The following is a 24,823-nucleotide window of genomic DNA, read 5'->3' on the forward strand; positions in this document are numbered from 1 at the left end:
GCGCCCAGCAGAAGGGGCCCGAGCCGCTGGCTCGGGCCCTTCCCCGGCTCTCTCCTGAGAAGGGCCAGGCCTTTCAGTCGTGCGGCGACTTCCCCTCGGCGGGGTCGTGCACGTCGAGGCGGCCGCACATGCCGAACCGCTGAGGCGCCTCCGCACGCATCACGTGGATGTCGGCCTCCGCGAGGTGGCCGATGTCGCCGCCCCGCAGGAGGTCCAGGTGCTCACCGGTGCGTTCGGCCGACGCCAGCGCACCGGACCGCCACCGCTCCTCCCAGTCGTCGAGCACGCCCTGCTTCAACCGCACGGCGGAGCGGTAGAAGTCGTCCAGCGCGGCGTGATCACCGCCCGAAGCCTGTCGCTTCAGCTCCAGGAACCCCTCCAGGGCGAGGTCACGGCGTCGCCGGGTGGACTCCTCGTCGCCGGCCTGGGCGTGCTCCGCGTAGCGCGACGCGTCGGCGAGGACCTCGGCCGGGAACGTGAACACCGCGTCACCGGCCTCCGGCAGGCCGCTGTTCTGCATCACGACGAGTATCCGCAGGTCGCCCTCGTTGACCAGGCGGTGGATCGTGCCGGGCGTGAACCACGCGACGGTGCCCTCGCGCAGCGGGGTCTCGGCGAACCCGCGGCGGGTCAGCGTCTGCACGCTGCCCCGCCCGCCGATCACGTAGTAGCACTCCGCGCAGGTGAGGTGGACGTGCGGCGAGCCTCCGCACACGCCGTCCACCGTCGGCCAGTCGTACACCCGCAGGCCGGAGATCCCGATCCCGCCGGGAAACGGCGTCACCACGGGTGAGCCTCCACATAGGACTCCAGGCGCTCGCGGTCCCACTCGCCGGACGCCACGACGAGCCGGTAGCGCAGGGTCAGCGACTCACCGGACGCCACCTCGACGGTGTCGAAGAACGCGAACGACGGGTTGACCGCGGCGAACGGCGTGCTGCGCACGAACCAGTGCGTGTTCTTGTTGTCCGGGTGGTCGACGAACAGCAGCGTCGACACCCGGTCCACCTCGTCGTGCCGGCCGACGAACGCGAGCCATCTGGCGGCCTTGCCCATCATCTCCTGACCGGAGCCGCCGTCGGCCGCGATGACCGTGCCCTCGGTGAACGAGCGCGGGCCGCGCCAGAAGAACCCGGTGTAGCCCGCGAGCTCCCGGCCGTTGGTCGTCGGGCTGCCGAAGACCAGCGGCTCCTTGCGCAGGTTCGTCAGCGTGGTGGCGAACTCCAGCGTCCACGAGTCGTCCTCGACGTCGCGCACGGTGAACGAGCGCCGCTCGTCGACCCAGTGCTGGCCCGCCTCGGTGAACCAGGACAACAGCTCGTCGATCCGCAGCTCGTCGGAAGCGACCGTGAACTCCTCGTGCCGCATGGAACCGACATTCGGCAGCGCGACATAACCCTGGTCGCGCACGTAGGTGTTGCCACCCCAGAAGTTCTCGCCCGACACGTCGGTCGCGGTCATCTGGACGCCCTTGTGCCAGCGGTGGTCGTGCGGCCGGAACGCCGTCACCACGTCACCGGCCAAGGTGCGCACCGGGTGCAGGTAAGGCTTCGGCCCCTCGAACGCCGGCGTGTCCGGCCGGTGGACGTAGGTGAAGAGCTCGACGTCGCCCACCGACACGACGAGCACCTCGTCGTCCTGCCGACTGATCACCGGGCGTTCGCCCATGGGGCACCGATTCCTTCCATCGTCGGGTAGAACGGGCTGTCCGGGCCGATCTGGCCCGCCTTCACCACGGTGCCGGTGAACGCCGAGGCGTAGAGCGCCGCGATGAACTCCATGGTGTTCCGCGTGTCCGCCAGCGTCACCGGTGGCGTCTCACCACTGTCCAGCGCGTCGAGGAACGCCGCCAGCTGACACCCGTGGCCGCTGACGACCGTGGACTGCTCCTCGTGCCACCGAGTCGCGACGTCGTCGTGGCCAGGCGCGGGCGTCACGGTCCAGTGGGCGTCGGTGTAGCCGTACAGGTGCTCGACCTCGACCGTGGCGTGCTCGAAGTCGAACCTCAGCTGCGAGGTCTCCCGCGGCGACAACACCGAGTTGACCACCGACGCGACCGTGCCGTCGGCGAACGTCACCAGCGCCATCGAGACGTCCTCGGTCTGCACGGCACGCGACTGCCGGGCGGCGACCGCGCGGATCTCCTGCCACGGGCCCAGCACGGACAACATCAGGTCGAACTGGTGGATGCCGTGGCCCATCGTCGGGCCGCCGCCCTCGCTCTCCCACGACCCGCGCCACGGCACGTCGAAGTAGGCGCCGTCGCGGTACCAGAGGGTGTCGCTCTTGGCCACCAGCGACCGGCCGAGCGCGCCCTCGGCGATCAGGCGCCGCAACCGGTGAGCTGCGGGGCCGAAGCGGTGCTGGAACACCGTGGCGACCCGGCCGGTCGAGCTGCGTTCGGCCGCGATCAGCGTGTCGATCTCGCTCAACGACAGCGCGGGCGGCTTCTCCACGAGCACGTTCACGTTGGCGGCGAGGCATTCGAGCGCCAACGGCGTGTGGGAGCGCGGCGGGGTGCACACGTGCACCACGTCCAGCTCCTCCACGTCGAGCAGCGTCGCGAGCCTGGCGTGGACGCGCGGGACGTTCCACTCCTGGGCGAACGCTGCCGCGCGCCGGTCGTCCACGTCCACCACGGCGACCAGCTCGATGCGATCGCCCGCCGCCCGCAGCGCCTCGGCGTGGGAGACGGCGATCGCCCCCGTGCCGATGATGGCCGCGCGCCTCACTTCGCCGCGTCCACTTCGGACTGGACTTCCTTGATGAACGACGCTGCCGCGGCCTCGGGAGTGGCCCGGCCGAACAGCACGTCCTCGGTGTGCCGCTTCTGGATCGCGTCGAGGGTGCTGGCGCCGTTCGGGGTGATCCTGGGCGGGTCGCTGACCGGCACGGTGTCGAGGTACTCCTTGGCTGCCTTGTCGGTTTCCTTGAGCTGACCGGCGATCGCCTCGCGGATCTTCAGGTTCGCGGGCACACCGCGTTCGGTGAGCAGGATCTTGGCCGCTTCCTCGTCGTTGGCGAGGAAGCTCACGAACGCCGCCGCCTCCGCGGGGTGCTTGGACCGCGACGACACCGACCAGAACATCGACGGCTTGTAGTACGCGCCCGGCTTGCCCTGCGACTCACCCGGCAGCCGCAGCAGCTTCAGCTTGGCGCCGCTGGCCACGGTCAGCGCGGTGAGCTGCGTGTTCCACCAGAACCCGAACACCGCGGTGTTCGTCGCGGTCGCGGACTGGTTGAGGCCGGCGGAGGCCTTCTCGACGGTCACCGACGGCGGCGGCGCGATCCCGGCCTTGGCGAGGTCGGCGATGTAGGTCCAGTACTGCGTCGCGATCTCGGGCGGCAGCACCACCTTGCCGTCCTTGTCGAACAGCGCCTTGCCCTGCTGCCGCGCCCGGATGCTCAGCCCGGCCGTGTCGTTGATGCCCGGCGACTGCACGCCGAACACCTGACCGCCGCCCGCCTTCGCCACCTGCTCGCCGATGGCCTCCAGGTCGTCCCACGACCACTTCGTGTCGTCGGGCAGCGGGATGTTGTACTTCGCGAGCAGGTCGGTGTTGGCCATGATCGAGTACATGCCGAGGCCGACCGGCAGCCCGTACTGCTTGCCGTCGATCGCGCCGGTCGCGAGCGCCTTCTGGTCGAAGTTCGTGGTGTCGAGGTGCTTCTTGGCCTCGTTCAGGTCCAGCAGCGCGCCGCGCTCCGCGTAGGAGGCGATGTACAGCTCGTCCATCTGCATGATGTCCGGCGCGTCGTTGGCGGCCATCGTGGTGGCGAGGCTGTCCCAGTAGCCGTTCCACTCCTTGAACTCACCCTTGATGGTGATGTTCGGGTGCTTCTTCTGGAACATCTCGATGACCTGCTGGGTCCGCTTGTGCCGGTCGTCCGCGCCCCACCAGGTGAACCGCAGCGTCACCGGTTCCGCGGTCAGGTCTCCCCCGGCATCGGAACCGGAACCGCAGGCCGCGAGCAGCGACGCGGTCAGGGACAGCAGGACGGTCAACGCTGTGCGGCGCCGTGCCCCTCTGAACATGGCTGTTCCTTTCGGCTACTTGCCACCGGTCGTGGCGATCCCCTTGACGAGGTACCGCTGGCCGATGAGGAAGGCGAGGAAGATCGGGATGAGGGACACCACGCTCATCGCGAACTGCGAGCCCCACGAGGTGGCGACCGTCGAGTCGACGAACGTGCGCAGGGCGACCGGGACCGTGTACATGTCCGGGTCGGTGAGGTAGATCAGCTGGCCGAAGAAGTCGTTCCAGGTCCAGATGAACGTGAAGATCGTCGTGGTGGCGAGCGCAGGCGTCATCAGCGGCAGGATGATCCGCAGGAAGATCCGTGGATGGCCGCAGCCGTCGATGCGCGCCGCCTCGTCCAGCTCGCGCGGCAGGCCGCGGATGAACTGCACCATCAGGAACACGAAGAACGCGTCGGTGGCGAGGAGCTTCGGCACGATCAGCGGCAGGAACGTGTTCACCCAGCCGATCTGGGAGAACAGCACGTACTGCGGCACGATGATCACGTGGATCGGCAGCATGATCGTGCCGAGCATGATGCCGAACCACCACCGCTTGCCGGTGAAGTGCAGCCGGGCGAACGCATACGCCGCCATCGAGCACGACACCAGGTTGCCGATGATGCAGCCCAGCACCACGATCGTCGAGTTGACCAGGTACGTCCCGAACGACGGGGTGAGCGCGTTCCAGCCCTCCGCGTAGTTCTCGGTCTTCAGGCCGTCGAGGATCAGGCCGGGACTGCGGAAGATCTCGTCGTCCGGCCGCAGCGAGCTCACGATCATCCACAGCACCGGGTACAGCATCACGATCCCGATCAGGACCAGGCCGAGGTGCTTGGCCGGCACGAGCAGGCGCCGCCGGAGGTCAGTCGTCATAGAACACCCAGTACTTCGCCGCCCAGAAGTTGATCGCGGTGAACGCCGCGATGATCAGGAGCAGGAACCAGGCCAGCGCCGACGCGTAGCCCATGTCGAACCGGCTGAACCCCTGCTGGTACAGGTAGAGCGTGTAGAACATGGTCGAGTCGGACGGCCCGCCCGTGCCGTTGGAGACGACGAACGCCTGCGTGAACGACTGGAACGCGTGGATGATCTGCAGCACCAGGTTGAAGAACACGATCGGCGAGAGCAGCGGCAGCGTGATCCGCCAGAACTGCGACCATTTGCTCGCCCCGTCGATCGCGGCGGCCTCGTAGTACATGGCCGGGATCTGCCGCAGGCCCGCCAGGAAGATGATCATCGGTGACCCGAACGTCCAGACGTTCAGCACGATGAGCGTCGACAGCGCGGTGTCCGGGTCGGAGATCCAGCCCTTGCCCTCGACGCCGAAGAAGCTCAGCACGCGGTTCACCAGGCCGTCGGTGCCGAAGACCTGTGTCCACAGCACCGCGATCGCCACGCTCGACCCGAGCAGCGACGGCAGGTAGAACGCCGAGCGGTAGAACGCGAGCCCCCGCAGGCCGCGGTCGAGCAGCAGCGCCACGCCCAGCGCGCAGGCGAGCTGCAACGGCACCGACACGAGCACGTAGGTGAACGTGACGCCCAGCGCGTTGTGCAGCCGCTCGTCGCTGAGGATGCGGGCGAAGTTGTCGAATCCGATGAACTTCGGAGGCTGGATCAGGTTGTACTTCGTGAACCCGAGGCCGAAGGACGCGAGCACGGGGCCGATGGTGATGAAGATCAGCCCGGCGAACCAGGGCGCGAGGAACCAGAAGGCGGCTCTGTTGTCGCGCTTGCGCACCTGAACGCCGCCCCGGCGGAGCTGACGCAGTTCGTCCAACGCGCTCATGAGCTCCTGACCCCATCGGCTGGAAAACGCTTTCCGGAGTCTGCATCCGGGCATCACCAGCGTCAAGCAACGCCGTCGAACGGCGTCGAACGGAGTTGTCGAACGGAGACCTGCCCGTTCGACTGAAGTCCTTTGAGGACAGATCGGAACCCGGATCACCCTGCTGCTCACGGCGCGCGGGCGGCCCTGCTCGGCCCCGTCGTGGCGGTGGCCGGAATGATGATCCACGTCGTCGTGCGCAACGCCAGAACCGTCGCAGTGGAGGACCGTCAGGTGCGAGCAGTTCCCTACCGGGCGCAATGGGAGTCGCCAGACCTCATCGCCGACATCCTCGCCGGTGCGCTGCCCGCGGCCGACGACCCGCTGTGGGCTCGTTCCGGGGCGGACTCCGCACAGGAGTACGAGTTCTGGAGCTGGCGCGCCTGCGGGATGGCCTGTCTGAAGATGGCACTCGCGTACTGGGGCCTGGAGGAACCGCCGCTGGTCCAGCTGGCCGAGGAGGCGTCGTCCCACGGTGCCTACGAGCGGCATGAGACGGGCGTGCGCGGGCTGATCTACGCGCCGTTCGTTTCCTATGTGGAGCAGCGGTTCGGGCTGTCCGCACGCAGCTGCCCCGACCTGCCGCCGGACGCGCTGGCGGCGGAGATCTCGGCCGGCGGGCTGGTGCTGGCCTCCGTACACGCCGGCATCCGGCGGCCGGACACGACTCCCCCGCACCGTGGCGGGCATCTCGTGCTGGTCATCGGATGCACCGGCACGGAGGTGGTCTTCCACAACCCGTCCGGTGACCGCACGGGCAACCAGGCGTTCGCGACGGTCAGCCGGGAGGAGTTCGAGCGGTTCTACGCCGGACGCGGGATCGTGCTGGGCCCAGGGCGGCCGGGCCCAGCCACGAACGCTCAGCCGAGCACCCGCACCGAAAGCCCGTTGGGCCGGTAGCACGCCTGCACCTTGCGTCCGCCGCCCGCCACGGTGACCTGGGCGAACCGGCCGAGCAACGCGGGCGCCGCGAGCACCGGCACGACCGCGCCGACCGGCACGTTCCGCAGCGTGAGCTCCAGCGTGCCGCCGGTGAGGGAGATCGGGCGCACGGAGGTCAGCGCGGGGCAGCCTCCCCGCACGGTCGCCGCCAGCGTGGTGCCCGTGCCCTGCCGGTAGCTCCGCACGCGCACGTCGCCGGTCAGCCGCAACGTTCCCGCGCGGAGGTGGACGTCGCCCCTGCCGAGTGCGGACGGCGACGCGACAACCAGCGTGCCGCCCTCGACGCGGGTGTCGCCGGTGTAGGTGTTGGCCCCGGCCAGGGTGAGCGTGCCGGTGCCGCGCTTGACCAGCCCGCCACGACCGCCGATCGCGTTGTGCCAGGTGTCGGCGGCGTGGAAGCCGCCGCGGTTGGCGTCCATGTCGACGCGGACGTCCGAGTCGAACGCGCCGAATCCGTCGGCAGCCGCGAAGAGGTTCAACCTGCCCCAGTGCTCGGGGCCGTCGAGCAGGGCGTGCCCGGACGGCAGCGCGGTGGTGCGCAGGACCTCGCGCCGCTGGTTCGCGGTGAGATACGGCTGCCGGGTCTCCAGCAGCACCTCCGCGCCCTTCGGCACGGTCATCGGAATGCGCTTTCCGGTCTGCGGCAGGTCGTAGGTGAGCAGCGGCGCCACGAGCCGGGCGTTGGCCTCGCGGTCGGCGTACGGGTCGGTGGCCGTGCCCGCCGAGTGCGCGTACCCGAAGAGGTCCGCGCCGACGTGCTGGCGGAAGTACTCGCTCGCCTGCGTGCGGGCGGCTGCCTTGAGCGCGGCGTTCTGCGGGTCGGCCAGCGTGGCGGCGGCGAGCGCGGTCGCGAGGATCCGGCCGCCGATCACGTCGACCGGCGAGTGCATGCCCGCCGTGATCCGCATGTCGGACAGGTCGAACGCCCTGGTCACGAGCTCCTGGAACCGTTCGGGGACCGCATAGGCGAGCGCCAGGCAGGCCAGGTGCAGCGCGTTGGTGTGGCCGCTCGGGTAGCCGCCGTCCTCGGCCGGCTTCGTGCTGCGCTGCCGCAGCAGTTGCGGGGCGACCACGACGTCCGTGCGGTACACCGGATAGCCGAACTCGTCGGTGGCTCCGGTGGGACTGACCGTGCTGTCCGGGCTGAGCCGCCACGGCCGCGGGTACTGGTAGGCGGACTTCGACGGGTTGCCGGAGGCGAACGGCCCGCGAACCGTGTTGACCAGGGTGACGACCTGCCCCAGCGCCGAGTCCGGCGAGCCCGCGCCGAGCGCTGATCCCGCGGGAGCGTCCGGCGGCAACTTCTCATCCACAGTGGACGGTGGCGTGCCGTCCGGCGCCTCGATGATACCGGTGACGGCCTTGGCCCCGGTCTTGTACAACTCGGCCAGCGGGCCGAGCCCTCCGATAGCGGCGTAGCTCTGGTGCTGACGGTCCACGATGAACGCTCGCTTGGCCTGGTCGGCGGTGCGTGCCCTGGTGATCCGCGCGACGTGGCGGACGTTGGCGATGAGCACGTCCCGGTTGAGCACGACTCCGTTGTCCCAGCTGCTGCCGGTGCGCCAGAGGTCCTGCATCCCGGACAGGATGCGGACCGCCGCGTTGGTCTCCGGCGTCTGGTTGGCGGGCACGTTGGTGCGGTAGGAGTCGACGAACGGCGCCGCTCCCGTGGGCAGCTCTGCGGCGTTCGCTTCGAGGGCCAGGTCGAGCGTGGTCGGGCCGATCAGCAGGCCGGCGGACAGCATCGCCGATCGGCGCAGCAGTGTCCTGCGGTCGAATGCTTCGGCGGTGGTCATGTTAACGCTCCCAACAGTCCTTCAGGGACACGCGTGGCGACACGGAGAATGTCGTGCAGAATACGCAACGGAACCGGACCGTACTCGAACATCAGGAGGTGTGAGCGTTAACAGTTCACGCTGCGGCGATGCGCAGGACCGGCTCGCCGCCGACGTCGCCCGCCGGATGGCCGACCACCGCCGTGAAGAACGGGGTGCGCACCCGCACGCCGTCCGCGACCTCCTCGGCCGCCACCTCCAGCGTGACCGGCTCCGGCCCGTAGCAGAGCGCGAAAACGGCCCGTGCGTGCGGCGAGTCGGCGATCGGCGCGGCCAGCACGTGGTTGGTCGCGATCACACGACGCCAGCCCGCGTCCGGGTTGCCGTAGCCCCTCGGGTCGTCACCGAGCCAGAACGACAGCTGCTCCTGCGTCATGCCGGCGGTGCGCGGGTTGTTGAAGTACGCGGGGCCGTCCGGCGGGTTCTCCACGCGCAGCCCGGCGGCCGAGCTCAGCGCGAGCCCACCCGCGAGCAGCGTCCTCACCGGTCCGAGGGCACGCCAGGCATCGCCGAGGTCGAACGGTTCACCGCCCGGCTCGCTCACCGTCCGGATGCGACGCTGCCGCGCCCCCTCCGCCGCGGCGTAGGGCAGACCGGCGAGGAACGACAGCTCCGCGTTGATCGGCAACGCGGAGCGGTCGAGCACCGCGACCAGGAAGAGGCGTTCGCCGTCGGTGACGTACAACTGTTGCACCGAAAGCATGACCTGGTCCCAGGTCACCACCGCCTTGGTCACCAGCTTGGCGCCCAGCCCGCCTTCGTAGGCAGCGCGGACGCGCACAGGGCCGAGCGGCCGGGTGAGCAGCATCCTCCTGCCGTCGGCGTACTGCACGAGCGGTCCGATGCCGTGCTGGTGGTCCACGACGGACTCGATGACCGCGGTCCCTGCGGCATCGATCAAGTACGGGGTGAGCTGCCCGGTGAGCGAGACCGAGACCTGCCCGTGCCGCAGCGAGTAGCGGGTGTGCACGGGATCCGGCGCCGGCGCGCGGTACCACCGGTTCCCGTCGAGGAAGAACCACACCGTGGCGAAGGCGAAGTGCCCACTCGGCACGCCCGGTGTCGTCGCACAGAAGTAGGCCACCCGCCGGTCACCGAGGTAACGGCCGAGCTCCGCCTGGATGCGACCGCTGAAGAACCGCAGGCCGAGCATGCCCTCACACCCGCAGTGCTGCTCGCTGTAGCGGGGCCCGCCGTAGTCGAAGCCGCGGGCCGACAGCCGCGTCTCGAGGTGCCGGGCGATCTCGTCGCCGTCGTCGAGGAAGCACTGCTCGCCGCTCACCTGGTAGGCCCTCGCGAGGAACGTGAGCGAGATGGGCAGGTAGTTCTGGTCGTGCCCGGCGCCGTGCTCGACCGGCAGCCGCAGGTCGCGGTCGACGACGCGCTTGACCCTGACCTCACTGTGGTACAGGAACATCGCTTCGTCCACGATGGACTTTTCGGACAACAGGCGCCCCAGCGTCAAACCGGCCACCACGGCACCGATCGCCTGGTTCGCCGTCTGCTGGGGGTTGAACATGCTCGCCTCGACGAGCCAGCGCCAGAACCCGGTCGCCACCTCCGCGAGCGCGGTCCACTGGGCCTCGGTGATCACCTCGCGGCCGAACTCCAGCACGTTCACCGCGTGCAGCAACGCCCACACGGTGCTCGGCCAGTCGCCGAAGGGGTGGTCACCGGTTTCGAGCACGTAGCGGGCGTACGGCAGCCCGCTGTCGCGCACCAGCAGGAACGGCTCGCCGGGGTTGTCGGTGCGGAAGATGCGTTCGGCCAGCACGAAGTCCAGGCCGCGCCGGGCGGCGTCGGTCAGCTCGCGGTCGCGCCGGTCGCCCCGGTGCCAGGCCAGGCACAGCAAGGAGACCACGCCGAGCGCCATGTCACCGATGTCATCGGCAGCGGCCGGGTCCTCCAGGTTGCCGTCGGGACGCTGCCGGGCGAGCACCTCGGACACGGCTCTGGCGAGCACGGTCCGCAGCTCTTCGTCGTCGTCCGGCAGGTCGTGCACGCTCGCGTGCTGGCTCGGCAGATACACCGCGGCGGCGGTCATCGGTACTCCTCGCGGGGCGCTCGCCCAAGATCGTCTGCGGTGGTGGGCGTGCGTGGCCGGAGTGCTGCTCCTCCCCTTCGTCGTCGTGTGCGTCGCGGCTGGGACCCGCCTTGTTGGTTTAAACGTAAACTTGTTCACCCGGTCGGAGTCAAGACGCAGACCTCGAAAATTCCTTGGGCAACAAGGTTTCCAGAAGTTGTTCTTGACAGCCGGGTAACCGGTTCCTACAGTCCCGGAAAGCGCTTTCCAGCTCCCTGGGACGGACCACTGGAACCGCGCTGTGCGTGGCATCGGCAAAGCGGCCGAACGGTCCAGCGATGACGTCCCAGGAGTGGCACACATGTCAGACGACAGCGGCGTTGCCGTGCTCGACCCGCCTGTCAGCGAACAGGCGGCACCACCACCCGTGCGGCGCAAACGCAAGCGCCACAAGCACAATCTCGCGGGCTACGGGTTCCTCGCGCCCTGGCTGATCGGCCTGTTCGCGTTCACCCTGATCCCGATGGTGTACTCGCTGTACCTGTCGCTGACGAAGTTCAACCTGCTCACCGCTCCACAGTGGATCGGGTTCGAGAACTACACCCGGCTGTTCTCCGACGAGCGGTACCTGCAGTCCATCAAGGTCACGCTGCTGTACGTGGTGACGTCTGTACCGCTCAAGCTGGCGGCGGCGCTGCTGGTCGCCGTGGCCCTCAACCGCGGCCTGCGGGCGCTCGGCTTCTACCGGGCGACGTTCTACCTGCCGTCGCTGCTGGGCGCGAGCGTCGCGGTGTCGGTGATGTGGCGGCAGATCTTCTCCCGCGACGGTCTGGTCAACCAGTTCCTCGGGGTGTTCGGCATCCAGGGCGCCGACTGGATCGGCGACCCGCGGTACGCGATGTGGACGCTGGTGCTGCTGTCCGGCTGGCAGTTCGGCACACCGATGCTGATCTTCCTGGCCGGGCTCAAGCAGCTGCCGCAGGACCTCTACGAGGCCGCGGCGATCGACGGCGCCGGGCGGTTCACGGTCTTCTTCAAGATCACGCTGCCCCTGCTGTCACCCATGGTCTTCTTCAACCTCGTGCTGGAGACGATCAACGCGTTCCAGACCTTCACCCCGGCGTACGTGATCTCGAACGGCCTCGGCGGTCCGATCGACTCGACGCTGCTGTACACGCTTTACCTGTACCTCAAGGGATTCGGCAGCATGCAGATGGGCTACGCCTCCGCGATGGCGTGGGTGCTCTTCGCCGTGATCGGCCTCTTCACGGCGATCTACTTCTGGTCGGCCCGTAGGTGGGTGAACTATGCAGACTAAGAAGAAGAGGGTCCACTGGCGGGCGCACGCCGTGCTGATCGTCGTGCTCGTGGCGATGATCTACCCGATGGTCTGGCTGGTCGGCGCGTCGTTCAAGCCGGAGAACCAGATCTTCAGCACGATGAACCCGCTGCCGCTCAGCTTCACGATCGCCAACTACATCAGCGGCTGGACGGCCACGGGCACCTCGTTCACCGTCTACCTGGGCAACTCGCTGACGGTCTCGCTCTGCACGGTGGTCGCGAACGTGGCCTCCTGCTCGGTGGCGGCCTACGCGTTCGCCCGCCTGGACTTCGCGTTCCGGAAGTTCTGGTTCGGGCTGATGCTCGGGACGATGATGCTGCCGTTCCAGGCGACCCTGATCCCCCAGTACACGATCTTCTTCAACCTGAACTGGGTCAACACGTTCCTGCCGCTGGTGGTGCCGTACCTGCTGGCCTACGACGCCTTCTTCATCTTCTTGATGGTGCAGTTCATCCGCGGCATCCCGCGCGAACTGGACGAGGCGGCGGCACTGGACGGCGCCGGGCACGTGCGGGTGTTCTTCAGCGTCATCCTGCCGCTGCTGAAACCGGCGCTGCTCACCACGACGATCCTCACCTTCATCTGGACGTTCAACGACTTCCTGCGCCAGCTGGTCTACCTGTCCGACCACTCGCGCTACACCGCGCCGCTCGGCCTCAACGCGTTCGTCGACCGGGCCAGCGGGTCCAGTTACGGCGGCATGCTCGCGATGTCGGTGGTCACGCTCGTACCCACCGTCGCCGTCTTCCTCGTCTCACAGCGCCGTCTCGTCGACGGCGTCGCCACCACCGGCATCAAGTAACGCCTTTTCGCCGCCAAGAAAGGGAAACACATGTCCATTTCCAGGAGAGGGCTCTTCGGCCTGGCCGGTGGCATCGCCGCCGCCTCCGTCGCCGGGTGCGGTTTCGCGCCCACCAGCAGCGGTGGCGCGGCGAACAACTCGCTGACCTTCCGCTGGTGGGGCGGCGAGGCGCGCAACAAGGCGTACCAGAGCGCCCTGCAGATCTTCACGCAGAAGACCGGCACGAAGGTCGACGCCCAGTACTCCGGCTACGACGGGTACTTCAACAAGCTCAACACCGAGTTCGCGGGCGGCAACCCGCCGGACCTCTTCCAGATGGACACCGCACTCGTCAGCACCTACGCGGCCAAGGGCGTGCTGACCGATCTCTCCCAGTACATCCCGAACACCATCCACCTGGACACGCTGTACCAGGCGGTGCGCGGGGCGGGCGCGGTGGGCGGCAAGACCTACGGCGTGCCGTCCGGGTCCGGCTACGCGCCGGTCCTCTACGACAAGACCATCTTCGAGCAGGCCAAGATCCCCGTCCCCGCCGACACCTGGACGTGGGACGACTTCGGCCGCATCGCCGGTGAGCTGTCGAAGGCCATGGGACAGGGCAAGTACGGCGCACTGGACGCGTCCAAGGACGACTCCGGCGCGCTGCAGCCGTGGCTGCGGCAGCGCGGCAAGGACCTCTACAACGACGAGGGCAAGCTCGCGTTCACCAAGGACGACCTCGCCGAGTGGTTCACCATGTGGGACAAGCTGCGCAAGGCCGGTGCGATCTGCCCGCCCGAGATGCTGGCCAACACCGACTCCGCGGCCGGCAACCACCCGCTGATCTCGGGCAACATCGCGATGACCACCGGCTGGGGTCTCGCGCAGATGCAACCGCTGACCCAGCACACGCTCGACATCGTGGTGGTGCCGCGCGGAAGCAACGGCAAGACGGGGCAGGCGCTCAACGGCGGTGTGCTGCTGTGCATCCCGGTCAAGAGCAAGAACCCGGAGGCCGCGGCCAAGCTGATCGACCTCTTCGTCAGCGACATCGACGCGATCAAGGCGATGGCCCTGTCGCGCGGCATCCCGCCGTCGTCCAAGGCGCTGGAGGCCTTGACGCCGTCGCTGAGCGCGGCGGACAAGCGGGACGTCACGTACTCGCAGTACGTCGCCGACGAGGTGGCGAAGGACGGCCTGCCCAACGCTCCGACCGCGCCGCCCGGTTACAACGACGCGAAGACGGCGCTCGACGCGGCGGCCAAGCAGGTCGCGTTCGGCAAGATGTCCATCCCCGACGCGGTCGCGCAGTACTTCCGCGACGCCGAGGCAGCACTTCAAGGGGCCAAGTAACACAGTGCTGGACAAACCTGGGGTGGAAGTCGAGAGCACGGATCTGTTCGTCGGCCCGGTTTCCGCGCCACGCCAACTGGTCCGGGTCGCGGTCACCGTGCCGCGGCCCGAGCCGGCGTGGGTGCGGATCACCGGGCCGCTGGTCCGCACACCCGAGCCGGTACGGGTGGCGGCGGGGCAGGAGGACGTGGTGGCCGAGGTCGGTGTGGTCTTCTCCGCGCCGACCACGGCAGGCACCTCGTACCCGGCGACCGTCGTCGTCGCGCCGGTGAGCGGTGCCCCGCCGTTCGCCTGGGACGTCACCGTGACCGTCGCGGAGACCGGGTGGACGATGTGGATGGTCTCGCACTTCCACTACGACCCGGTCTGGTGGAACACCCAGGCGGGCTTCACCGAGACCTGGCTCGACCTGCCGGGCGCGCAGGCGAAGCGGATGCCGTTCCAGCTCTCGGCGTTCGACCTGGTGCGCGCCCACCTCGACGCGGCGCGCGAGGACGAGGACTACCGGTTCGTGCTGGCCGAGGTCGACTACCTCAAGCCGCACTGGGACGCGTTCCCCGGTGATCGCCACGACCTGCGCCGGTTCCTGCGCGAGGGCAGGATCGAGATCGTCGGCGGCAACTACAACGAGGCCAACACCAACCTGACCCACCCGGAGTCGACGATCCGCAACGCGGTCTACGGTGTCGGGTTCCAGCGCGACGTGCTGGGTGCCGATCCGCAGTCCGCGTGGATGCTCGACGTGTTCGGGCACGACCCGTCGTATCCGGGGCTGATGGCGGACGCGGGGCTGTCGTCGAGCGTGTGGGCGCGCGGGCCGTGGCACCACGTAGGGGCCAAGCGGCACACCGGTGACATCACCAGGATGCAGTTCCCGTCCGAGTTCGAGTGGATCTCGCCGAGCGGCCGCGGTGTGCTCACCGCCTACCTCGCCGATCACTACGTGGCCGGGTGGGACATCGAGCGCAAGTCCGATCTGGACGAGGCCATGGCGGAGGCCTACCGCCAGTTCTCCACGTTGCGCAAGGTCGCGGCCACGCGCAACGTGCTGCTGCCGGTAGGGCACGACCACAACGTGCCGTCCCGGTTCTGCACGGAGATCCACCGCGAGTGGAACGCCCGGTACGTCTGGCCGCGCTTCGTCGTCGGCCTGCCCCGTGACTTCTTCGCCGCGGTGCGGTCCGACGCCGCCGCGCGCTCGGTGACGTTCAGCCCGCAGACCAGGGACATGAACCCGGTCTACACCGGCAAGGACGTGTCGTACATCGACACCAAGCAGGCCCAGCGCGCGGCCGAGGTGGCGGTGCTCGACGGCGAGCGGCTGGCGGCGCTGACCACGTTGCTGGGAGCGGGCTATCCGGCGTTCGCACTGGACAAGGCCTGGCGCCAGCTGGTGTACGGCGCGCACCACGACGCCATCACCGGCACGGAGTCCGACCAGGTCTACATCGACCTGCTCACCGGCTGGCGGGAGGCCGACGAGCTCGGCCGTTCGGTGCTGGACGACGCGATCACGCGCCTGGCGTCCCGTGCCGACACGGCAGGGCCGGGCGAGGCCGTGATCGTCGTCAACGCCCTGGCCTTCGCGCGTGACGCGGTCACCACCGTGACCGTTCTCCTGCCTGGGTTCCGGGGTGCGCGAGTCACGGACGCCGATGGCCACGAGGTCGCCGCGGTGACCGAGGCCGTGGTCAGGCACCCGGACCGCACGCTCGAACTGACGCTGACGTTCGTGGCGCGGCAGGTCCCCGCGAACGGCTACCGGGTGTACCGCGTGGTCGACGCCACCTCGCTGCCGCCGTTCTGGATGCCGAAGACCGGTGCTGCCATCTCCTCGTCGTCGTTCGTCGTGGAGGCCGATCCCGAACGCGGCGGCGCGTTGTCCCGCGTGTACGACGTCGTCGCCGGGCGCGAACTGGTGCGCCCCGGCGGCCTCGCGGCGGAAATGCTCGTGCAGGAGGAACATCCGGGCCATCCGGTGTGGGGCGAGGGGCCGTGGCACCTGCTGCCCAAGGGTCCCGGTACCACCGCCGGTCAGGCCGACGTGCACGTCGAGACGAGCCCCGTCGGCGAACGCATCGTCAGCCGCACGATCCTCGGTGATCTGCGGATCACGCAGCACGTGACCCTGTGGCGTGATCTGCCACGCGTCGACGTCCGGTCCTTCGTGGACGGTTCGATCGGCCGGGACCGGTTGCTGCGCAGCAGGTTCGCCTTCGACCTGCCCGGTGCGCTGCCGGTGGCCGAGGTCGGGTTCGCCGCGGTCGGCCGGTCGTTCGGCTTCCCCGACGTCGACGCTGCCACGCACCTGTGGACGCTCGACAGTCCGGCGCACACCTGGGCGGGCCTCTCCGCACCCGTGAAGTTGCGCCTGTCCAACGGTGATCTGCACGCCATCGGCGTCGCCGAGGTCATCACCGAGGGCGTCACCGACGGGGCGAGAGACCTGATGGCCGCGCTGGTCGCCAAGGGAGTCACCGCCACCTGCACGCGTCCGGCCGGTCCGCGCTACGGCTCCCTCGACGTCGACTCCAACCTGCCCGATGTGCGCATCGTCGTGGGTCACAACGAGTTCACCGCCGCCGTGCTCGACAGCGCGCCCGAGTACCTCGCGGCGCTCGACGAGACGGGCAGGGTGTTCGTCCCCGCCTCCTATCCGCGGGCACAGCAGTGGGTGTCGAACGCCGACCTGCGCGGACCGCGCGACCTGCCCGTGCTGATCGTCATGGACGCCGAGGCGTTGACCGCCGATCTCGCCGACGGCTGCGTCGAGGTCGCCGGGCCGGGCGGTACGACAGACCCCGCGACCGACTACTCGGTGGCCGTCGTCAACCGCGGCACACCGGGGTTCGTCGTCGCTCCGGACGGCACCCTGCACGTGTCGCTCATGCGGTCGTGCAGCGGCTGGCCCGCCGAGGTGTGGATCGACGGCGACCGCCGCACCGTGCCGGACGGGTCCAGCTTCGCATGGCAGCACTGGTCCCACACGTTCGAGCTGAGCGTCGTCGCCGGTGCCGGCGACTGGCGCGAGGCTGGGTTCGCCCGTGCCGGGCAGGACGTCAACCACCCGGTGCACGCCCGCCACGTGCCCTCGGCCGCGGGTGATCTGCCGGCCGAGCTGAGCCTGCTCGCCGTGTCGCCGCCCAGCGTGCTGCTCACCGCGGCGAAGACCCGCGGCAACCCGCTCGCGTCCTGTGCCGACGACCACGGCTCCGAGCTCGCGGTGCGGTTGTACGAGTCGACCGGCACACCGGTGACCGCGTCCGTGTCGCTCCACGGAGGCATCGGTGCGGCGTATCGGACCGATCTGTTGGAAGAGCAGGACCTCGAACCGCTGACAGTCCACTCAGGACGTACCGAGGTCGCGCTCGGCGCGGCGGACGTCGCCACGCTTCGGATCGTGCCCGCGTCCGCACTCCCCCACACACCGGCCGAGTCCGTCGAACCGGTCCAGCCGATCTACACGAAGTACTGGCGCCACAACGCGGGCCCGGCCCCGATCGGCAACCTCCCGGTGACCGTGCACGTCACCCCGTCGTTCACGCGGCTGGCCCCCGGCACCACCGGCCAGGCGCGCGTCACGGTCAGCTGCAGCGGCGTCCCCGCCAAGGGACGCCTGGAGTTCACCGACGGCCAGTCGTGGGACTACGACCTCGCCGCCGGTGAGTTCGCCGAGTTCACCGCCACCCTCAGGGCCCGGCCGGGCCGTCACCTGCACTCCGCCCGCATCCGCGACCATCTCGGCCAGGTGCTCGAGGACACCGTCGAGGTGGTGTCCGGCCCCACCACGGACCGGGAGCTGGTCGACGTCCTGCTCAGGGCGGGCGCCCTGCTGCTCGCCGCCGGTGAGCACTCGCTGCTGCCGGTGACGTTGCAGAACCGGGTGCAGAGCGAGGTGCACGGTGAGGTCACGGTGGTCAGCCCGTTCGGCACGTGGGGTGACGACGTCACGATCGGTCCGCGCACCCAGCCGTTCGTGATCCCGCCGGCAGGCAAGATCACCGTGCCCGTGACGGCCACGGCGGCGCCCACCGCCCGGCGCGGCGGGCACTGGTGGACCATGGTCCGGGTGGCCGCGCACGGCAGGCTGTACTACTCGCCCGCGATTCCCGTCAGCGTGAGGTGATCGCAGGAGCCAGCCCGGCATCTGCGGCGGGTGCGGCCGCCACGAACGGCCGCACCCCGACTGTCATGACCCCGATCTCTCGCCCAGAGCGCGATAGGTGAAGCTGTCGAAGTCGGCCCACGAGTGGCTCGGCTCGCCGTCGCTGGTCGCGTAAAGTCCGATGTGGACACCGGTGAACCCGCCCGCGACCGGCGTGCTGAGCACCCGCCCGTCGAACGCCTGCCCCAGCAGCTGCCACTCGCCGGAGCCCGACGCGATCAGCGCCTGGTGACCCTGGCCCACCGCCTCGAAACCCAGCCGCACGGTCCCCTCCTCCACCTGAGCGGTCGCGAGCACCTCCTCGCGTCCGCGGATCCGGCGCACGAGGGTGACCTGGCGGTCCGCACCGAGCAGCAACCGGATGTGGTTGTCGTTGTTCTGCAACAACACCAGCCCGGCGGCCTCGGCCGGCCCGTCCGGTTCGAACTCGAGCACGCACGACGCGTGGAAGTTCTGGTGTTGCTGGCGCCGCACCACCGCGCTCGGCGTGACGAGGCCGGTGATCGCCTCCGGCCGGAGGCGGAGCCGCAGGTGGCCCGGCCGTTCGGTCAGCGACCAGAACTTCTCCTCCGGTGTGCGCAGGAACATCCAGGCCGGGCCGAGGTCCGGCGCGTCGAAGTCGTCCGTCGGCGATGGCTCCGACCACGGGTGCACGAGCAGGTCCGGCACGGGATAGGTGGCCTCGACGCGTCCGGTGCCGGGGCTGAACACGGGCCCGCCGTTCTCCCACGACACCGGCACGAGGAAGGTCTCGCGGCCCAGGTTGTAGTAGTAGCCGCCGTACGGGCGCACCGCGAGCAGCACCGCGTACCACTGGCCGTTCTGCGTGCGCACCAGGTCCGCGTGCCCGGTCGCCGCGATCGGGTGCGCACGGCCGAGGTGGCGATGGGTCAGCACCGGGTTGAGGCGCGAGCCCCGGTACGGCCCGGTGACCTCGTCGGCGAACGCCACGACCACCGAGTGCTCGAAGTCCGTGCCGCCTTCCGCGCACAGCAGCACGTACTTGCCGTCCACTTTGTACAGATGCGGCGCCTCTGCCCACACGGCGTCGTGCATCGCGCCGTGGAACAGCACGTGCTCCTCACCGACCAGCGAGAGCGACTCGACGTCGAACTCGCGCAGGTAGACCTCGGTCCGGCCGTCGCGAACCTCCCTGGTGGCGGTCCACCAGGCGCGGCCGTCGTCGTCGAAGAACAGCGACGGGTCGAACCCCGCGGCGTCCGGCAGCCAGTGCGGCTCCGACCAGGAGCCCTCCGGATCCGTGGCCGTCACCACGAAGTTGCCGGTCTGACCCGTGCCGCCGACCAGCGTGCACACCACGTAGAACACGCCGTCGTGGTGACGGATCGTGGGCGCGTACAGGCCGCCGGAGGCCTTGACGCCCTGCAACGGCAGCTGGGAAGGCCGGTCCAGCACGTGCCCGGCGGGACGCCAGTGCACCAGGTCCCGGCTGTGGTAGAGCGGCAGGCCGGGGAAGTACTCGAAGGTCGAGGTGACGAGGTAGTAGTCCGGTCCCACCCGGCACACCGAGGGATCGGGGTGCGAGCCGGGCAGGACCGGGTTCGAGAACTGTGTCAAGTGGACACTCCAGCTACGGGTTGATCCTGGTGTAGGCGGGCTTCGGCCTCAGGTTCGAGTCGAAGAGGCAGGCAGCGCCCTCGCCCGGGAACGTGCCGGGCACCCACGAGTGGCGGTCGGTGTAGCCCCACGTCGTGAACTCGACACACCGCGAGACGGCGTGGCAGTCGTCCCAGATCTGCTTGAACATGGTCGCCTGCTGGTTCAGCTTGTTCTGGTCGGCAGGCAGCGGGATGCGCACGTCGGCCTCGGTGATCGCGATGTCGACGCCGAGCGCGGCGAGCCGTTCGAGGTTCTGCCGGAAGCCGGACGGGTAGCCGTACTTGGTCGCGAGGTGCGTCTGGATGCCGACGCCGTCGATGGGCACGCCCTGCTGCTTGAGCGTGCGCACGAGGTTGTACATGGCGTTGCTCTTGGCGTTCATGCCTTCGGTGTTGTAGTCGTTGATGTACAGCTTCGCCGACGGGTCGGCGGCGCGGGCCGCGCGGAACGCCTCGGCGACGAATCCGTCACCCAGTCGCGTCTGGAAGATCGACTGCCGGCGCGAGCCGTTCTCCTCGAAGATCTCGTTGACGACGTCCCACGCGCGGATCTTGCCGCGGTAGCGGCCCATCTCGGTGTTGATGTGCTGCTGCACGACGTTGCGCAGCTCGGCACCGCCCAGGTTGTTCAGCCAGTTCGGATACTGGCTGTGCCACACGAGCGTGTGCCCGCGCACGGTTTTCCCGTTCTGCTGGGCGTAGTTGACGATCGCGTCGGCACCGGACCAGTTGAACTGGTTGCGGTTCGGTTCGACGACCGCCCACTTCATCTCGTTCTCCGGCGTGACGTTGTCGAACTCCCGCGTCAGCACCGACCGGTAGTCGGCCTGGCTGCCCAGGGGCCCTGCGGCCACCGCGCTGCCCACGTACCTGTTCGTGATGTCCTTCAACGGCCCCGCCGCCGACGCGGGAACCGCTTGACCCGCCGCGATTGCGGCCGCCGCCGCCGCAATCGCGAGGATCCGCCTGCCAAGGGGTGCGTGCAACTTCATTGTCGCTCCTTGAGGGGTTTTGCTTACAACCGCTTGCTCTCCGGCGGTCCGAGGTAGCTCGGTCGCAGCCCGCCGGTGTCCACGACCAGCTTCTGCACCACTACGGTGGGATCGACCATCCAGAACCTGAGCACGTGCGGGCCTGGTGCCCCGATCACGTGCCGGGTGGCGGTGCGATTGACGTTGTCGGAGGTCAGGCGCTCCCACTGCCGGTTCATCCCGGTGTGGTCGGCGCCGGTCGCCGCGATGACGTCGACGACCTGAGGCGCAGCGTCGTCGAACGAGACGGCATAACGAAGTCCTGGCGTCGGCAGCACACCCGCGCGAGGCGAGAGGTACGCCCACACGGTCACCTCGCCGGGAGTCAGCAGCGTCATCCGGTACTCCAGCCGCGGCCCGCGACCGGGTTCGTGGCTCGCCGCCGTCACCGGGAACGGCTTCATGCCCGCACCGGTGCGGCCGATTCCGGGGATGCGCCGCCACTTCACGTCACCGGCAGCGACGTTCGCGCTGCAGTGCTCAGCCTCGATCGACACGTAACCGTTGGCCTCGATGAAGCCTTCGCGCCACGCCCGCGGCACGTCCGGATTGCTGACCACGGCCTCGACGGTCACCGTGCGACCGGCACCGGACACCACGATCGGAACGCGGGTCCTGCCCTTCGGCGCCCGCGACCAGTCGACGTGCAGCTCAGCCCGCAGCTGCTTCTCCACCCTGCCTCGGGGTGGTGTCACCACGAGCCACGGCACCGCGACGCGGATCGAGCAGTCGAACGGTTGCCCTCCCCGGTTGAAGACGTCGACGAACTGCGCGGGCTGGCTCTGGAACGGGCTGAACTCCGGCAGCACCGGAGTGTCCGTGCAGGACGGCCACCATTGGTCGGATCCGTCGATCGCCACGCCCATCTCGGCCGGGCCGGTCACCGTGATCCGCTGCACCGGCGGGAAGATCTCGTCCGGCAGGGCGACGTTGTCCTTCTCCGGCTGCTGCCACGGCGCGTTCGGGCCGTACCGCTCGACGTCGCCGTACCCGATGTGCGGCTGGGTCTGGAAACCACGCCACTTGCCACCGGCGATCTGGGTGTTGAACCGTTCGGCCAATGCGAGATCGTCGGCGAACCGCGCTTCGGCGGTGAGGGCGAGATCGTTGGCGAGCACCCTGCCCTGCTTGGCGTAGAAGATGTTCGTGAACTCCGCGCGCCGCAGCTCGTACAGGTTCGCGGTGGCCTTCACCTCATAGAGCACCATCTCGAAGAAGGCGTCCTGGTACGCGGCGGGCAGCCGCGCGGCGATCCGCTCGGCACGCTCCCCCAGTTCGCGCCACTCGTCCGTCACACGGTCGAGCTCGCGGTAGTGGACGAGGCTGAACGGCGTCTGCTTGTCGTCGTAGAGGATCGTGCTGCCGTCCACCGTGATCCTGCGGTTGAGCAGTTCGGGTTTGCGCCGTGCCTGGAGCCTGCCGTAGGTGTTCAGCAGCGCGGCGATCGCCACGGCGGTGCGCCTGCCGAAGTTCTGCTCGGCGAAGTCGCGCTCCCACACGGGCAGCCGTTCCAGCGGCATCGGCCGCCAGGCCTGGTCCAGGAAGAACTGCGCGGGCAGCTCGTTGCCCTTGAAGTCACCGACGTTGGCCACCCACAGCCGGGAGACACCGTACTCGGCCGCCTGGTTCAGCTGCTCCCACACGTTGGCGATCGCGCACGTGTCGACCCACTTGTAGTTGCGGCCGACGCCGACGTAGTCGAAGTGGTAGTAGAGGCCGTAACCACCGCCACGCGGTGGCAGCGACCGGTCCGGCAGCTTGCAGAGGTTGCCCCAGTTGTCGTCGGGGAACACGACGGTGACGTGGTCGGGCGGGCGCAGTCCCTTCTCCCAGTACCGCATCACCTCCTTGTAGAGCGTCCACACCTGTGGCACGGAGGCCGGGTCGCGGCCGGTGACGGCGGCCAGCACCTCCTGCTCGGCGCTCAGGATCGACCGCATCAGCTCGATGCTGTCGCCGTCGGGCAGCCGGGTGTCGCCGTTGCCGCGCATGCCGACGGTCACGACGCCTTCGAAGTCCTCGTCCACCATGCGTTTGATGCCGTCGGCCCAGTAGGCCTTGATGGCGTCGGGGTTGCGGCGGTAGCTCCACTCCCCCGTGCCGCCGTACGGGTCGTGGCCCGGCGTGACGATGTTGCCGTCCGCGTCGCGCACCGCCGCCACGGCGTGCCGGTTCCACTCCTCGATACCGCGCATCATCGGGGCCTCGTGCGAGGTGCCCATGACGATGCCGTAGCGCTTGGCGGTGGCGTGGTTGAGCGGGTCGTCCTCGGCGAACGCCCGGCCCCACACGGCGGGCCAGACGTAGTTGCCCCTGAGCCGCAGGACGGTCTCGAAGATCTTCTCCCAGAACTCGTGGGTGAAGCCTCCGGGATGTCCTGGAGCGTGGCCGGGACCGAAGTAGCGCGGCGCCCACGTGCCCAGCGCCGGGTTCTCGTCGTTGATGAAGATGCCGCGGTACTTGACGAACGGCGTGCCGAGGCTGTGCCGTCCGGAGTCCACGTGCAGCTCGTCTCGGTGCTCCGCCGGCACGTCGTCCCACCAGTACCAGGGCGAGACGCCGATGCGCCGCGAGATGTCGTAAGCGCCGTAGATCGTGCCGCGCGGGTCACTCCCGGTGATCACCAACGCACGTCCGCCGCCGGTGCGGACCACTTCGGTGAGCGAGGTCTCCCACTTGCCCGCGATGTCGGTGACGTCGAGCTTTCCCGCCGCCACCAGGCCGTCCACCAGGCGGCTGCGGCCGAGCGAACCGATCAGCACCACGTCCCCGGCGGGGATCGTGTCGGCGACCAGCGCGGGTCTGACGCCGGTGACGCGCTCCATGTCGGTCCGCAGGTCGTCCGCGACCCGGAGAACACCGGGATGATCACCGCCGCTGACCACGAGCGTGGCCGCTTTTCCCTTCGACACCAGCGGAAAGCGGCCGGAGCCGCCCTGGCTCGTCACGTGCTCGGCGGCGACCGCGGGAGTCGCCGTCGTGCCCACCGCCGTCAATGCCGCGAACAGTTGCAGGAAATGTCGTCGCGCGAGGTCCGAGTTCATCGTCGAACTCCTCAGAAAGCAGGGATCAGCCCTTCACCGAACCGGTGAGACCGCCGACCATGCGTCGCTCCGCGAGCACGAAGAACGTGAGCGCGGGGATCATGGACAGCGCGGTGAAAGCGAGGATCTTCGCGGTGTCCTGGCTGTGCTCGGACTGGAACATCGCCACGCCGAGCGGGAGCGTGAAGTTGGTGGAGTCGTTGAACACGAGCAACGGCAGCAGGAAGAAGTTCCAGCTGCTGACGAACGCGAGCACGGACACGGTGGCCAGCGCGGGCCTCGACAGCGGCAGCAGGATGCGCCAGAAGAAGCCGAGCTTGGCCGTTCCGTCGAGCAGGGCGGCGTCCTCCAGCTCGATGGGGATCGCGTTCATGAACGGCCGCAGGATCACGATCGTGATCGGCAGGGAGAACGCCGCCTCTGGCAGGGCGACGCCGAGCGGGTTCTCCAGCAACCCGAGCTGGCGCAGCCACAGGTACAACGGCAGCGTCGCCACCCCGAGCGGGAACAGCAGACCGAGCGTGAACAGCGTGTAGAACGCCTCGCGGCCCCTGAACGCGTAGCGGGACAACGCGAACGCCGCCATCGAGCCGAAGCCGACCGCGAGCGTCGTCGCGACCACCGCGATCAGCGCGCTGTTGCCGAGCAACCGCCAGAAGTACGGCGATCCCAGCACCTCGATGTAGTTGTCCCACACCCACGGACCGGGCAGCCCGGCCGGCGCGCGGTTGATCTGCGCCGTCGTGCGGAACCCGCCCAGGATCACGAACAACAGCGGCACCACCGTGATGCCGATGACGGCGAACGCCGCGAGGTACCCGACTCCGTTGCGACGTGACATC

Annotated in this window: 17 protein-coding genes; 5 read left to right on the forward strand and 12 right to left on the reverse strand. The window is 69.2% G+C overall.

The window, feature by feature from the left end; translation table 11 throughout:
* Positions 1 to 73 precede the first annotated feature (73 nt).
* From JOD27_RS33840 to JOD27_RS33865, 6 genes are read right to left on the reverse strand one after another with little or no spacing between them, the layout of a single operon-like run.
* Positions 74 to 787, reverse strand: coding sequence for a cupin domain-containing protein (locus JOD27_RS33840; RefSeq protein ID WP_307830483.1), 714 nt, complete (start codon positions 785 to 787; stop codon positions 74 to 76).
* Entirely contained in the window at positions 781 to 1,668 is an 888-nt protein-coding gene (locus JOD27_RS33845; RefSeq protein ID WP_204766390.1) for a DUF6807 domain-containing protein, read from the reverse strand. The genes JOD27_RS33840 and JOD27_RS33845 overlap by 7 nt, the downstream gene beginning before the upstream one ends.
* On the reverse strand, positions 1,650 to 2,732 hold the full coding sequence (locus JOD27_RS46935) for a Gfo/Idh/MocA family protein (RefSeq protein WP_204766391.1): 1,083 nt from the start codon (positions 2,730 to 2,732) through the stop codon (positions 1,650 to 1,652). Before JOD27_RS46935 ends, JOD27_RS33845 begins: the two co-directional genes overlap by 19 nt.
* Entirely contained in the window at positions 2,729 to 4,036 is a 1,308-nt protein-coding gene (locus tag JOD27_RS33855) for an ABC transporter substrate-binding protein (RefSeq protein ID WP_204766392.1), read from the reverse strand. Before JOD27_RS33855 ends, JOD27_RS46935 begins: the two co-directional genes overlap by 4 nt.
* Before the next feature lie 15 nt (positions 4,037 to 4,051).
* The gene (locus tag JOD27_RS33860) at positions 4,052 to 4,894 is read right to left on the reverse strand and encodes a carbohydrate ABC transporter permease (RefSeq protein ID WP_204766393.1); all 843 of its coding nucleotides are present in this window, start codon (positions 4,892 to 4,894) and stop codon (positions 4,052 to 4,054) included.
* Positions 4,884 to 5,807 (reverse strand): carbohydrate ABC transporter permease, encoded by a 924-nt coding sequence (locus tag JOD27_RS33865; RefSeq protein WP_204766394.1) that lies wholly within the window; start codon positions 5,805 to 5,807, stop codon positions 4,884 to 4,886. Before JOD27_RS33865 ends, JOD27_RS33860 begins: the two co-directional genes overlap by 11 nt.
* A 132-nt stretch (positions 5,808 to 5,939) precedes the next feature.
* Between JOD27_RS33865 and JOD27_RS33870 the strand changes: the two genes are divergently transcribed.
* Positions 5,940 to 6,746 carry a C39 family peptidase gene (locus JOD27_RS33870; protein ID WP_204766395.1) on the forward strand — a complete coding sequence of 269 codons (807 nt, stop codon included), beginning with the start codon at positions 5,940 to 5,942 and terminating at the stop codon, positions 6,744 to 6,746.
* Here JOD27_RS33870 and JOD27_RS33875 read toward each other — a convergent pair.
* Positions 6,707 to 8,584: a phosphatase PAP2 family protein gene (locus JOD27_RS33875; protein ID WP_204766396.1), complete on the reverse strand. Its 1,878-nt coding sequence runs from the start codon at positions 8,582 to 8,584 to the stop codon at positions 6,707 to 6,709. The two genes, JOD27_RS33870 and JOD27_RS33875, sit on opposite strands and share 40 nt — an antisense overlap.
* 115 nt (positions 8,585 to 8,699) lie before the next feature.
* Entirely contained in the window at positions 8,700 to 10,667 is a 1,968-nt protein-coding gene (locus JOD27_RS33880; RefSeq protein ID WP_204766397.1) for a hypothetical protein, read from the reverse strand.
* A 340-nt stretch (positions 10,668 to 11,007) separates the two neighbouring features.
* Between JOD27_RS33880 and JOD27_RS33885 the strand changes: the two genes are divergently transcribed.
* Genes JOD27_RS33885 through JOD27_RS33900 form a run of 4 tightly spaced genes read left to right on the forward strand, consistent with a single transcriptional unit; the run spans position 11,008 to position 18,248 of the window.
* Entirely contained in the window at positions 11,008 to 11,964 is a 957-nt protein-coding gene (locus tag JOD27_RS33885) for a carbohydrate ABC transporter permease (RefSeq protein ID WP_204766398.1), read from the forward strand.
* Positions 11,954 to 12,790, forward strand: coding sequence for a carbohydrate ABC transporter permease (locus tag JOD27_RS33890; protein ID WP_204766399.1), 837 nt, complete (start codon positions 11,954 to 11,956; stop codon positions 12,788 to 12,790). The genes JOD27_RS33885 and JOD27_RS33890 overlap by 11 nt, the downstream gene beginning before the upstream one ends.
* A 30-nt stretch (positions 12,791 to 12,820) precedes the next feature.
* Entirely contained in the window at positions 12,821 to 14,122 is a 1,302-nt protein-coding gene (locus tag JOD27_RS33895; RefSeq protein ID WP_204766400.1) for an ABC transporter substrate-binding protein, read from the forward strand.
* A gap of 22 nt (positions 14,123 to 14,144) precedes the next feature.
* Positions 14,145 to 18,248, forward strand: a complete 4,104-nt coding sequence (locus tag JOD27_RS33900; RefSeq protein WP_204766401.1) for a glycoside hydrolase family 38 N-terminal domain-containing protein — start codon at positions 14,145 to 14,147, stop codon at positions 18,246 to 18,248.
* Positions 18,249 to 18,311: 63 nt separating this feature from the next.
* Here the strand turns inward: JOD27_RS33900 and JOD27_RS33905 are convergent, their stop codons facing one another.
* The 4 genes from JOD27_RS33905 to JOD27_RS33920 are packed head-to-tail and all read right to left on the reverse strand — an operon-like array spanning position 18,312 to position 24,822.
* Positions 18,312 to 19,865, reverse strand: a complete 1,554-nt coding sequence (locus JOD27_RS33905) for a glycoside hydrolase family 43 protein (RefSeq protein ID WP_204766402.1) — start codon at positions 19,863 to 19,865, stop codon at positions 18,312 to 18,314.
* Positions 19,866 to 19,878: 13 nt separating this feature from the next.
* On the reverse strand, positions 19,879 to 20,898 hold the full coding sequence (locus JOD27_RS33910) for a glycoside hydrolase family 10 protein (RefSeq protein ID WP_204766403.1): 1,020 nt from the start codon (positions 20,896 to 20,898) through the stop codon (positions 19,879 to 19,881).
* Positions 20,899 to 20,921: 23 nt separating this feature from the next.
* Positions 20,922 to 23,981 carry a glycosyl hydrolase 115 family protein gene (locus JOD27_RS33915; RefSeq protein WP_204766404.1) on the reverse strand — a complete coding sequence of 1,020 codons (3,060 nt, stop codon included), beginning with the start codon at positions 23,979 to 23,981 and terminating at the stop codon, positions 20,922 to 20,924.
* Positions 23,982 to 24,006: 25 nt separating this feature from the next.
* Positions 24,007 to 24,822 carry a carbohydrate ABC transporter permease gene (locus tag JOD27_RS33920; protein ID WP_204766405.1) on the reverse strand — a complete coding sequence of 272 codons (816 nt, stop codon included), beginning with the start codon at positions 24,820 to 24,822 and terminating at the stop codon, positions 24,007 to 24,009.
* Position 24,823: the final 1 nt, after the last annotated feature.

This window comes from Lentzea nigeriaca (assembly GCF_016907955.1).
Taxonomy (GTDB): Bacteria; Actinomycetota; Actinomycetes; order Mycobacteriales; family Pseudonocardiaceae; genus Lentzea; species Lentzea nigeriaca.

Coding starts and splice junctions, on each gene's coding strand:
- JOD27_RS33845 (WP_204766390.1), bottom strand. CDS start 1,668: ATGGGCGAACGCCCGGTGATCAGTCGGCAGGACGACGAGGTGCTCGTC.
- JOD27_RS33855 (WP_204766392.1), bottom strand. CDS start 4,036: ATGTTCAGAGGGGCACGGCGCCGCACAGCGTTGACCGTCCTGCTGTCC.
- JOD27_RS33860 (WP_204766393.1), bottom strand. CDS start 4,894: ATGACGACTGACCTCCGGCGGCGCCTGCTCGTGCCGGCCAAGCACCTC.
- JOD27_RS33865 (WP_204766394.1), bottom strand. CDS start 5,807: ATGAGCGCGTTGGACGAACTGCGTCAGCTCCGCCGGGGCGGCGTTCAG.
- JOD27_RS33875 (WP_204766396.1), bottom strand. CDS start 8,584: ATGACCACCGCCGAAGCATTCGACCGCAGGACACTGCTGCGCCGATCG.
- JOD27_RS33880 (WP_204766397.1), bottom strand. CDS start 10,667: ATGACCGCCGCCGCGGTGTATCTGCCGAGCCAGCACGCGAGCGTGCAC.
- JOD27_RS33885 (WP_204766398.1), top strand. CDS start 11,008: ATGTCAGACGACAGCGGCGTTGCCGTGCTCGACCCGCCTGTCAGCGAA.
- JOD27_RS33890 (WP_204766399.1), top strand. CDS start 11,954: ATGCAGACTAAGAAGAAGAGGGTCCACTGGCGGGCGCACGCCGTGCTG.
- JOD27_RS33895 (WP_204766400.1), top strand. CDS start 12,821: ATGTCCATTTCCAGGAGAGGGCTCTTCGGCCTGGCCGGTGGCATCGCC.
- JOD27_RS33910 (WP_204766403.1), bottom strand. CDS start 20,898: ATGAAGTTGCACGCACCCCTTGGCAGGCGGATCCTCGCGATTGCGGCG.
- JOD27_RS33915 (WP_204766404.1), bottom strand. CDS start 23,981: ATGAACTCGGACCTCGCGCGACGACATTTCCTGCAACTGTTCGCGGCA.
- JOD27_RS33920 (WP_204766405.1), bottom strand. CDS start 24,822: ATGTCACGTCGCAACGGAGTCGGGTACCTCGCGGCGTTCGCCGTCATC.